The sequence below is a fragment of the Flavobacterium branchiarum genome, from assembly GCF_030409845.1.
Classification (GTDB): domain Bacteria; phylum Bacteroidota; class Bacteroidia; order Flavobacteriales; family Flavobacteriaceae; genus Flavobacterium; species Flavobacterium branchiarum.
On sequence record NZ_JAUFQQ010000003.1, the window covers coordinates 1368227 to 1380455 of the forward strand.

A 12229-nucleotide genomic window follows, 5' to 3' on the forward strand; every position below is an offset into this window, starting at 1 on the left:
AAAAACCAAAAGGATATCGCTACTATCTGGGCTAGAGCTTCGTCTTAAAATGGTGTTTGTTTTTTTAAAGCGGGGTGCAATATACTAAGATAATTCCTTTTTCAAAAACTGAGCCGTGTAACTTTTCTTATTTTTAATTATTTCTTCAGGAGTACCTTTAGCAACTAGTTGTCCGCCACCTTTTCCACCTTCAGGACCAATATCTATAATATAATCGGCCAATTTTATTACATCCATATTATGTTCGATAATCAAGATAGTATTTCCTTTGTCGACTAATTTATTGATTACATCCATAAGAACACGAATGTCTTCAAAATGCAATCCAGTTGTAGGTTCATCAAGTATGTAGAAAGTGTTACCAGTATCTTTTTTAGATAATTCACCTGCTAATTTAATACGTTGCGCCTCACCACCAGAAAGAGTTGTGCTTTGTTGTCCAAGAGTAATATATCCTAAACCAACATCTTGAATTGTTTTTACTTTTCGGTAAATCTTAGGAATATTTTCAAAAAACGGAACAGCTTCATCTACTGTCATATTTAAAACATCCGAGATTGATTTTCCTTTGTAACGTATTTCAAGAGTTTCGCGGTTAAAGCGTTTTCCTTGGCAAGTTTCGCATTCAACATAAACATCAGGTAAGAAGTTCATTTCGATAGTTCTTACACCTGATCCTTCGCAAGTTTCACAACGACCACCTTTTACATTAAAGCTAAAACGACCCGCTTTATAACCACGAATCATACTTTCGGAAGTCATCGTAAACAGATTTCTTATTTCAGTAAAAACCTCGGTATATGTTGCAGGATTAGAGCGAGGAGTTCGCCCAATCGGACTTTGGTCAATATCAATAACTTTATCAATATGTTCCAAGCCTTCAATTTTCTTGTACGGTTGCGGTTTCTTAACGCCATTAAAATAATAAGCGTTTAGAATAGGATAGAGTGTTTCGTTAATCAATGTCGATTTTCCACTTCCAGATACACCAGTAACGCATATCATTTTACCTAATGGTATTTCTATCGAAACATTTTTTAGATTATTTCCAGTAGCGCCGGTAAGTTTTAAAAATTTTCCATTTCCTTCACGACGTTTAGCAGGGATCTCAATTTTCATTTCACCATTTAGGTACATTGCTGTTGTGGTGTGTTGTTCTAAAATTTCTTTAGGAGTTCCTTTACTGATAATTTCTCCACCAAACTTTCCTGCTTTTGGACCAATATCAATCACATAATCGGCACGTTCAATCATATCTTTATCGTGTTCAACCACAATAACAGAGTTTCCGATATCACGTAATTGTTCCAAAGAATGAATTAGTTTTTCATTATCTCTTTGGTGTAAACCAATGCTTGGCTCATCCAGAATATACAATACACCTACTAATTGCGAACCAATTTGAGTCGCCAATCGAATACGTTGTGCTTCACCTCCAGATAGTGATTTTGAACTTCGGCTTAAAGCCAAATAATTCAAACCTACATTCATCAAGAAGTTCAGACGATCTTTTATTTCTTTGACAACCTCAGAAGCAATCAAAAGTTGTTTGTCGGATAAATGACTTTGTAGATCCATAAACCACGTTGTCAAATCCGATATATCCATATCACATAATTCGGTGATATTTTTTTCGTTTATTTTAAAAAATAAAGCTTCTTTCTTTAATCTCGAACCATGACATTCTGGACATTTAATTTCGTCCATAAAATCTTTTGCCCAACGTTTTATTGAGGTCGAAGCACTTTCGTTATGTTGATTTTTGATAAAATTTGATATTCCTTCAAAATCTATCTTATAATCTCTAGCAACACCTAAATCTTTTGAGTTTACTGTGAATTTATCTTTTCCACCATGTAAAATCATGTTCATGGCTTCTTCAGAAATTGTCTCGATAGGATCAGTGATTTTAAAACCAAACTTCTCTCCAATAACTTCTAATTGCTTAAAAATCCAAGAAGACTTATATTCACCAAGCGGAGCAAATCCACCAGCTTTAATAGATAATTTAGGATTAGGTATTATTTTTTTAATATTGATTTCGTTTACAGTTCCTAATCCGTTACAATGAGAACAAGCTCCTTTTGGGGAGTTGAACGAAAATAAGTTTGGTTCAGGATTTTGATACGATATACCAGTAGATGGACACATTAAATTACGACTAAAATAACGTACTTCGTTAGTGTCTTGATCAAGGATCATTAATACATTTTCGCCATGATTCATTGCAGTATTAATACTTTCTGATAATCGCTTTTGATTGTCAGGAGTATCTTCAATAACCATTCGGTCTACAACAATTTCGATATCATGTGTTTTATAACGATCTAGCTTCATTCCTGTAACTAAATCTTGTACTTCGCCGTTAACGCGAACTTTGATAAAACCTTGCTTTGTTATTTGTTGAAAAAGTTCAGCATAATGACCTTTACGTGCTCTAATTACTGGAGCAAGAATATTAATGCGCTTGCCATTAAAGTCATGAATGATTAAATCTTTAATTTGTTCGTCGCTATAACTAACCATTTTTTCGCCCGTATTGTAACTATAGGCATCAGCACCTCTAGCATATAACAAACGAAGGAAATCGTATATTTCAGTAATAGTTCCTACGGTAGAACGTGGACTTTTACTAGTTGTTTTTTGTTCAATAGCAATTACTGGTGAAAGTCCGTCGATTTTGTCAACATCAGGACGTTCCAAACCACCTAAAAACTGTCTGGCATAAGCCGAAAAAGTTTCTACATAACGACGTTGTCCTTCAGCATAGATGGTATCAAATGCCAAAGAAGATTTTCCCGAACCAGATAAGCCAGTAATTACTACCAGTTGCTCACGTGGAATAGAAATATCGATATTTTTTAGATTGTGAACTCTTGCACCAAGAACTTCAATAGTATTGTTTGTATCCGACATAATTTTTGCAAAAAAGCAAAGTTACCATTTTGATTTGTTCTTTTGATATTACACTGCAAAACTTTATGTTACAATTAGTAACAAAAAACGCTAACTTTTGGTTAGCGTTTTCTTTTGCGAGTTTTAATGTAGTCATCGATAGCTTCTTTGGTTGTATACCAATTTCTACCCTCTTTATAGGCGTCTATTTTACCCGTACGTGCCAATAAACTAACATATTCTTGACCGTAAGGTGCACTTGGTTCACTTACGATATCTAATATTGTTTTGTATTCGGTTTCATTATCAGGCATTGCATTTAGATAGATATTGAGTGTTCTTTCTAGTGCTTGGCTCATCAAAAGAATTAGTTTTTGATAATTACCATTATTAGCTTGGTTAAGTGCTTCGTAATATTTTTTCCTATCATTTTTTAAGACTATAGCAGGAGGAAAACCACATCGCATTAATAGTAAATTCATACTCAAGCGAACAGTACGCCCGTTACCATCAAAGAATGGATGAATCCAAACTAATTTATGATGAAAAATAGTTGCTAGCTCTATATCATTTAACCCTAATGGATTTGTGTTTACAAAATCGATTAATTCATCTAGATAATCAGAAACTTTATTTGCGTTTGGAGGGATAAAATTAGCTCCAGAAATTCGTACACCCCCATTTCGGATCCGACCGGCAAAATCATCTTCGATAGAGCGTAAAACCAAACCATGGAGTGAAAGGATGTCTATGCTTCGAAGTTTGTAATCGTCACTTACAATCGAATATAAATAATCAATAGCTTTATCGTGGTTATGGGTTTCAAAATGTTCTCGAAGTGATTTTCCTTTTATAGTGATTCCTTCCTGAATAACCATTTGGGTTTCTCTTAAGCTCATAGTGTTTCCTTCGATGCTATTGGAGTTGTATGTCCATTCTATCGATAAGCTTTCGCGGATTTTGTGCAAAGCAATGTTAGGTAATGGTCTGCTTGCTTGAAGATTTTGTCTTTTTTGGTAGAGCCTATCAAATGTTGCTTGAAATTCTGTTCTATATGTTAAGTCTATATTCCACATCGGACAAAGTTACTCTTAATATCGGATATATCAAAACAACTACCTATCCGATATTAAAATCTAATCGATTGTCATAGATTTTAATTTTGTTCTATAGGCTTCTAATGCTATAGATTTGGAAATGAATCCGTAATATTTTCCATTTTTAATTACTGGAAGAAATGCTACTTTAGATTCTTCAAATTTATTCATCACCGTTTCCATGCTATCTGTAGCGATAATAGTTGCAGGGGGAGTTTTCATGATGTCTTTTATCAAAGTATATTTTACTCTATAAACATTGAATATAATCTCACGAATGTCATTAAAGTGTACTATTCCAACTAATTCAGATTCTGAATTTATTACTGCGAAAACTACTTGATTAGAATGCGAAATATAATCAACCAATTTGCTAAGGTGTTCGTCAGGAGAAATAGTTAGATAATCTGTTTGGATGATTGAATCAATTTCAAGAGTGGATAAAATATTTGAATCTTTATTACTTGTAAATGCGTGTCCTTTTTGAGCCAAACCTTTTACATCAAGAGAATATTTTTCAAAACGTTTAGAAATAGCAAAACTAATTGAAGAAACAATCATAAGCGGAATCATTAAGCTATAACCACCTGTAATCTCCGCAATAAGGAAAATAGCAGTAAGAGGAGCATGAAACAATCCACTTAAAATTCCAGCCATTCCAACCATTGTAAAATTACTGATTGGTAATTGTGTAAGTCCAGTTAGGCTTATTAATTTTGAAAAGAAATAACCGATATAAGAACCTAAAAATAGGGAAGGAGCAAAGTTTCCTCCATTACCACCACTACCAATTGTTAAGCCAGAAGCAAAAACTTTCACCATCATGGTACATCCAACAAAAAGAAGTAAAACCCATTGATTATTTCTAAAGCTTTCAAATAGAGTATTGTCTAGTAATTTTCCGGGATCACTTTCAGATAGTGTTTTTATACTTTCATATCCCTCTCCAAAAAGAGTAGGAAAGATGAATATAAGAATTGCCAACATCGAAGATCCAAACAAGGCCTTTTTATATGCGCTCATCTTCAATTGAGAAAAATAATGTTCTACTCTCTGGAAGTTCCTAGCGTAATATACTGCAATGAATCCAGTAAGTACTCCAAGAAGGACATAAAAAGGGATATTGTGATAATCAAATGTTTGTTGTTGTTTAAAAGACAGTAAAACGCTTTCATCTAAAACAATTGCTGAAACCAAAGCTCCCGTAGCAGCAGAAATCATAATTGGGGTAAATGCAGAAATACTTACATCTACCAATAAAACCTCGATAGCAAAAAGGACACCAGCAATTGGAGCGTTAAATGCTGCAGCAATACCAGCTGCAACACCGCAACCAATAAGTAATGTTCTGTCTTTATAAGGTAATCTATAATTTTGTGCATAATTAGAACCAAAAGCAGCTCCTGTAACTACAATTGGGCTTTCTAATCCTGCAGAACCACCAAGACCAACAGTAAGGGAACTGGTGATGATTTGTGCATACATTTGCTTTTTAGGAATGATACTAGCTTTCTTAGCAACAGTATGTAAAATCTGTGAAGTACCTTTTTCAATAGTTCCGCCTAAAACTTTTTTGACCACAAACACAGTAAGTAAAATACCAATGATAGGTAAGATACTATTGATGAAACTTAGTTTTAGGATTCCATTAATGTAAGTAGCAAACGAGAATACACTATGTGCAAAAGTTTTTAATACAATTACAGCAAAGGCACACGAAATACCAACCAAAACACTGGACATGAATATGAATTGCTTTTGCGTCAATATTGATTGCAGCATAGCAATAATTGATTCGAATCTCCTGAAGTATTTTTTTAACATTATGTTTTAAAAAAGTTATATGAAAGTGCAAATTTAACCTTTAGAACCCAAATTAAACAATTTTAAAGCTGTTAATCTCCTTAAAGAAAGTAACAGCTTTAAAAAAAGTGTTTTAAATGTTATTTATTAAAATCCAACGGCAGCATCATCTCCACGATAATCAGCACCACCTTCTAGTTTTTTGTTTGGTAGAATTAAAATGGCATCTACTTTTCCTATTACTGGAGGATTTTTTTCATTGATGATGTAGTTTTTAGCCTTTAAATAATCAAGCGTTTTGGTATCAAAAGCATTAGGTTCAAAAATGACATTATCAGGTAACCATTGGTGATGAAAACGAGGAGCATTTACAGCTTCTTGCATGCTAAAATTATATTCGTGTACATTTAATATAGTTTGTAAAACAGAGGTGATAATAGTAGATCCTCCAGGAGTTCCTACTACCATATATAAACTACCGTTTTTTTCAACAATTGTTGGTGTCATAGAACTTAACATTCTTTTTTTAGGAGCAATGCTATTAGCTTCGTTTCCTACAAGTCCAAACATATTTGGCTCCCCTGGTTTAACGCTAAAATCATCCATTTCATTGTTTAGGAAAAAACCAAGTTCGTCACAGTAATATTTAGAACCGTATCCATCATTAAGAGTAGTAGTTGCTGCAATAGCATTTCCAAATTGGTCTACAATCGAATAATGAGTCGTTTCAGTACTTTCGCTGTATTTTACTTTTCCTTCTTTAATATCAGATGATAAAGTGGCTTTGTCAAAACTAAAGTTAGACATTCTTTGCTTTAGGTAATCTGCATCAAGCAATCCTTTTAATGGAATTTTCACAAAATCAGGATCACCCAAATAATAACTTCTATCAGCATACGCTCTTCTTTCAGCTTCTACAATTACTTGAATTGCCTCTGCTGAATTATGTCCCATCTTTTGTATGTCGTAAGGCTCAATCATTTTTAAAATTTGTGCCAAACAAATTCCTCCACTACTAGGTGGCGACATCGAAGTAATTTTGAGATCTTTATAATTAAAAGTCAATGGGTCTCTCCATTTAGCTTCATACAAGGCTAAATCTTTCATGGTGATAATTCCACCTTTCTTGTTAAGGTAATCAACTAATATTTTAGCCGTTTTTCCTTTGTAAAATTCATTTCGACCATTTTTTTGAATTCTTTTTAGCGTTTCTGCCAAAGCAGGATATTTGATAGTGTCTTTTTCTTTGTATACAGTAGCTAATAAAGTGTTTTTACCATTTCTTTCTATAATAGCATCACGATGACTATCTAAACGAGCTTCTTGTTTTTTGGTAACAATGACTCCTCTTTCTGCAAGAGCGATAACTGGCTCCAAAATTGTTTTCATTGGCAATGAACCAAATTTTTTGTGTACTGCAAAAACTCCAGCAATAGTTCCAGGAACTCCAATTGCTAATGGAGTTTCAGTACTTTTTCCTTTAATTACGTTTCCGTTTTTGTCTAGAAACATATCTTTAGTGGCTGCAAGAGGAGCTCTTTCTCTATAATCAAGTGAGCCCACTTCGCCATTTGCTTTTCGGTATACCATAAATCCACCACCACCTATATTTCCTGCATAAGGAAATGCGACTGCTAAAGCTAATTCGGTAGCAATCATCGCGTCAAATGCATTTCCTCCCTTTTTCATGATGTCAGCACCAATTTTAGATGCCTCTTCTCGTGCTGAGACGACCATCGCTTTGCTGGTAACCAATCCTGTTGGTTGATTGGTTGTGCTCTGTGCAAAAGAGGTAAGAGAAATAAAGTAGCATAAAAAGGTAATCTTTTTCATAATGAAAGTAATTTGTGATTAACATGTTGTTTTAATTCTTCAAAAAAAGCAGTGAATTCTGTTTCAAATTCGGTATAATATTCCTTTAATTCGTTACTGGCGAACTGCATTTTTGAAGTGTTTTTTGTTCTACGATCCATTTGGGTTAGAATATGATGAATTCCTTCAATGGTCTGATAACTAACGAGCCAATTTTCTCTAAACATTATTGGCATCATATGTTGTGTCTTTTCAGTTAAAAGAGTGTGGTTTTCTGTTAAGGAATCATAAAACCTTTTAACGAAATCCTCGAGATTTTCATCAGAATAGACTTTCCAGTTTTTAGCTAAATAATGATCGTAAAACACATCAATGATTACACCTGCGTAATGATGGTATTTTTCATGGAGTTTTTTGGTGCTTTGTCTAAATATAGGATGAGCATCGGTATAAGTATCTATAGCACGATGTAAGATTATACCTTTTTGAATCTCTGCAGGAAAAGTTTCAAATTGTTTCCCTCGAATTCCATCGGCCATAAAATTGCCTATTTTGATTAAATCATTATTGCCAGAGAGATATATATGAGCTAGGAAATTCATTTTTATTGGAGTTACTAACACTGTAAAAACGTAGAGCGTTAAGTTTACTATTGTAAAAGTAATAAAAACTTTTCAACTCATTTGCTTAAAAACACAGCGTTTTAGATACTTTTTATAAATCTTACTCTCTAATTCTTCTACTTACTCAGCAACTTTTTTATATTTGTAGCAATAACCGTAACTCAACATAATGACTTTAATAAAATCGATATCAGGGATAAGAGGAACAATAGGTGGTAAAGTAGGTGATAATCTAACACCGGTTGATGCAGTTAAATTTGCTTCGGCTTATGGAACATTCCTTAAAAATAATAATAAAAAAGAAAAGCTAACAGTTGTTATTGGTCGTGATGCAAGGATCTCAGGACCTATGATTCATAATCTAGTTGTGAATACATTAATCGGTTTAGGGATAAACGTTATAGATTTAGGTCTTTCGACAACGCCAACTGTAGAAGTTGCTGTTCCTTTAGAAAAAGCTGATGGAGGAATAATACTTACTGCATCACATAATCCAAAACAGTGGAATGCACTAAAGTTATTAAATGAAAAAGGAGAATTCTTAAACGGAGCTGAAGGAGCAAAAATTTTGGAGATTGCCGAAGCAGAAGCTTTTGATTTTTCGGATGTAGATAGCTTAGGAGAAATTACAGTAAATGATGCTTATATGGATATTCACATCGATGAGGTTTTAAACTTGCCTTTAGTTGATGTTGAAGCTGTAAAAGCGGCAAAATTTAAAGTTGTTGTTGATGGAGTAAATTCATCAGGAGGGATAATTATTCCAAAATTATTAGAATTAATGGGTGTTGAGGTCGTAAAATTATATTGCGAGCCAAACGGGCATTTCCCTCATAATCCTGAGCCGTTAAAAGAACATCTAACAGATATTTCAGAATTAGTGGTTAAAGAAAAAGCAGATTTAGGAGTTGTAGTAGATCCAGATGTAGACCGCTTGGCTTTTATTTGCGAAGACGGAGAAATGTTTGGTGAAGAATATACTTTGGTAGCTTGTGCTGATTATGTTTTGAGTAAAACACCAGGAAATACCGTTTCGAATATGTCATCATCTCGTGCTTTAAGAGATGTAACAGTTTCTCATAATGGTAAATATGAAGCTAGTGCGGTAGGGGAAGTGAATGTAGTAGAATTAATGAAAAAGAATAATGCTATCATTGGTGGAGAAGGAAATGGAGGAATCATTTATCCAGAGTCCCATTATGGACGTGATAGTTTGGTAGGAGTTGCATTGTTCTTGACACACTTGGCAAATAAAAAAATGAGTGTTTCTGCTTTGCGTGCTTCCTATCCAGAATATTATATGAGTAAAAACAAAATCGAATTAACACCTCAGATTGATGTTGATGCAATTTTGGTTGCAATGATAGAAAAATATAAAAATGAAGACATTACAACCATTGACGGAGTAAAAATTGATTTTGCTACAGAATGGGTTCATTTAAGAAAATCAAATACAGAGCCAATAATCCGTATTTATACAGAAGCTCCATCGCAAGAAAAAGCGGATGTTTTAGCTTTAAGAATTATAGATGAAATAAAAGCTATTGCTGGAATTTAATCTAGTTATTGCTTTTAATAAAAAATGCCCGAAATGTTATTTCGGGCATTTTTGTTTTATGATATGTTATCTCTTCTGTGTTTCCATCTTTTATGTGTCCATAAATAGTATTCCGGAGCTTCTAGAATTTGTTTTTCAACTTCTCTTAAGTATGCGTGGGTAATTTCAAACCCATCAGCTTTTTTAGGAGTATCACAAATACGAATGAAAGTTGCTTCATAATAACCACGTTTTACTTTTTTTACTTTTACAAATAAAACACTCAAATTGTATTTTCTTGCTAGCATTTCGGCACCAGTATGAACAGGAACTTCAATCCCCATAAAAGAATCCCAATGAAAAGCTCTATCTAGTTTTGGCGATTGATCACTTGCTAGGCCATACATACTTAAGATGCCATCTCTTTGGTTTTGTGCCATGAGTGGGATTATTTTTTTAGTTTCAACTAATTCAGCATCATATTTAGAACGTATTTTTCTTACTAATTTGTCAAAATAGGGATTAACAATTTTCTTATAAACGCCAATTCCTCTAAATTTAATTTGAGAGTTTATAGTTAATAACCATTCCCAACTGGCATAGTGAGAAGCGAACAAAATAACGCTTTGGCCTTTTTCTTCGTACTCTTTTATAAGTTCAATGTTGGTTATTTTAAAACGTTTATGCATTTCTTCTGGCGAAATAGTCATTGTTTTGATCATCTCCATGAACATATCACACATATGTTGGTAGAATTTTTTCTCAATTACTTTTCTTTCAGTCTCATTAAGATGGGGTAGTGCAAGAGCTAAGTTATTTTTAACTGTTTTTCTTCGGTATCCAACCAAGTAATAAACGATAAAATAAACAATATCGGAAAGTAAATAAAAAATTCGAAATGGTAGTATAGATATAATCCAAAGTAATGGATATGATAATATGTAAACAAGAAATTGCATGCGGTATAATTTTTTTACAAATATAACTCAAAAATGAATAACGTATATATTTTAATCGGTAACTGTGGAGTCTATGAGAATTACTATATTTACAACTCACAATAAATAGAGAATATGAATAGCATTTTGATAGGAATAATTATTGCCAATGTATTAGTTAGTTATAAAGGATTTAATGATCTTTCCTTTTTTAGAAAATATGAATTTCATATCGGAAGCATTCGTTCCGGTGAGCAAATAAGAATGCTAACATCTGGTTTCTTGCATGTTGATATGATGCATTTGCTTTTTAATATGTTAACCCTTTGGTTTTTTGCACCAGTTGTTATTAATCACTTAGGGAATTTTTCGTTTGCATTGATCTATATAGGGAGCTTAGTTTTTGGAAGTTTACTAACAATGGTATTTCATAAAAATGATTATAGTTATCGTGCGGTAGGAGCATCGGGAGCTGTAACAGGGGTTTTATATTCAGCAATATTATTGCAACCAAACATGATGTTAGGAATATTTTTTATAATTCCTATGCCAGCTTATCTATTTGGAATCATGTATTTATTGTATTCAATATATGGAATGAAGGCAAAAAATGATAACATTGGACATACAGCTCATTTTGGAGGAGCCATTGGAGGTTATTTTATTACTTTAATAAAAGAGCCTACTTTGGTAGTTGATCATTCATTGATGGTCATTTTGTTAGCTATTCCAATCGTAATACTTTTTATAATGGCAAAGCTTGGGAAGTTATAATGGCACAACTTTTGAAAAGGATTAACAAAACAATAAAATGATTTAAATATGAAAAAAGTAGCTTTATTTTTAACCCTTATGTTTATGACTATGACCTACGCTCAAGAAACTAAACAAATTCCTCAAATTAGTGTGTCTGGTGAGGGGAAAGTAAAAGTTGCGCCAGATCAAGCAACAATTTTAGCAACTGTTGAAACTAAAGGAACTAATGCTAAAGAGGTAAAAAAGCAAAACGATCAAAAAATGGATGCAGTTTTAAAATTCATCAAAAAAATGAATATCCCAACTGCAGATTTTAAAACAAAACAAGTTTCGCTAAATCCTCAATATGATTATGAAAAGAAAAAACATAATTATAATGCGACTCAAACAGTTGAAATCTTGTTGAAAGATCTAACGAAGTACGATGAGTTAATGGAAGGTTTAGTAGGTCAAGGAATCAATCGTATCGATAATGTAGCTTTTGAATCTTCAAAATTAGCACAACATGAGTCTGAAGCTAGAAAACTAGCTATTAAAGATGCAAAGTCAAAAGCAGAGGATTATGTTTCTGTTTTAGGTCAAAAAGTTGGTAAGGCAATTGTTATTTCAGATAACTCTCAAGGATATCGTCCGCAACCAATTTATGCAGCTATGAAATCTATGGCTATGGATAGTGCTGGCGCAGCTTCAAACGAAACATTAGCAATAGGAGAAATTGAAATCGTATCAAATGTAAGTGTGAGTTTTATTTTAGAATAATTAGAACAC

Annotated in this window: 9 protein-coding genes; 3 read left to right on the forward strand and 6 right to left on the reverse strand. The window is 33.2% G+C overall.

The features are described from left to right. Positions 1 to 84: 84 nt before the first annotated feature. The 5 genes from uvrA to QWY99_RS06805 all read right to left on the reverse strand — a co-directional run bounded on the left by uvrA (position 85) and on the right by QWY99_RS06805 (position 8209). Positions 85 to 2916, reverse strand: a complete 2832-nt coding sequence (gene uvrA, locus QWY99_RS06785) for an excinuclease ABC subunit UvrA (RefSeq protein WP_290263039.1) — start codon at positions 2914 to 2916, stop codon at positions 85 to 87. Positions 2917 to 3017: 101 nt separating this feature from the next. Next, positions 3018 to 3971 (reverse strand): Fic family protein, encoded by a 954-nt coding sequence (locus tag QWY99_RS06790; protein ID WP_290263042.1) that lies wholly within the window; start codon positions 3969 to 3971, stop codon positions 3018 to 3020. 60 nt (positions 3972 to 4031) lie between these two features. Next, positions 4032 to 5816: a chloride channel protein gene (locus tag QWY99_RS06795; RefSeq protein WP_290263044.1), complete on the reverse strand. Its 1785-nt coding sequence runs from the start codon at positions 5814 to 5816 to the stop codon at positions 4032 to 4034. Positions 5817 to 5942: 126 nt separating this feature from the next. After that, positions 5943 to 7628, reverse strand: coding sequence for a gamma-glutamyltransferase (gene ggt, locus QWY99_RS06800; RefSeq protein WP_290263046.1), 1686 nt, complete (start codon positions 7626 to 7628; stop codon positions 5943 to 5945). Then, positions 7625 to 8209 carry an acyl carrier protein phosphodiesterase gene (locus QWY99_RS06805; protein WP_290263048.1) on the reverse strand — a complete coding sequence of 195 codons (585 nt, stop codon included), beginning with the start codon at positions 8207 to 8209 and terminating at the stop codon, positions 7625 to 7627. Before QWY99_RS06805 ends, ggt begins: the two co-directional genes overlap by 4 nt. Before the next feature lie 190 nt (positions 8210 to 8399). On the opposite strand from QWY99_RS06805, the gene glmM reads away from it, so the two are divergent. Beyond that, entirely contained in the window at positions 8400 to 9788 is a 1389-nt protein-coding gene (gene glmM / locus QWY99_RS06810; protein ID WP_290263049.1) for a phosphoglucosamine mutase, read from the forward strand. Positions 9789 to 9844: 56 nt separating this feature from the next. Here glmM and QWY99_RS06815 read toward each other — a convergent pair whose 3' ends face one another. After that, positions 9845 to 10726 carry a lysophospholipid acyltransferase family protein gene (locus QWY99_RS06815; protein WP_290263050.1) on the reverse strand — a complete coding sequence of 294 codons (882 nt, stop codon included), beginning with the start codon at positions 10724 to 10726 and terminating at the stop codon, positions 9845 to 9847. Positions 10727 to 10840: 114 nt separating this feature from the next. On the opposite strand from QWY99_RS06815, the gene QWY99_RS06820 reads away from it, so the two are divergent. Together QWY99_RS06820 and QWY99_RS06825 are read left to right on the forward strand one after the other, a co-directional pair. Next, positions 10841 to 11479, forward strand: coding sequence for a rhomboid family intramembrane serine protease (locus tag QWY99_RS06820; protein ID WP_290263053.1), 639 nt, complete (start codon positions 10841 to 10843; stop codon positions 11477 to 11479). Between the two features lie 48 nt (positions 11480 to 11527). Then, positions 11528 to 12220, forward strand: a complete 693-nt coding sequence (locus tag QWY99_RS06825) for an SIMPL domain-containing protein (protein ID WP_290263055.1) — start codon at positions 11528 to 11530, stop codon at positions 12218 to 12220. Positions 12221 to 12229: the final 9 nt, after the last annotated feature.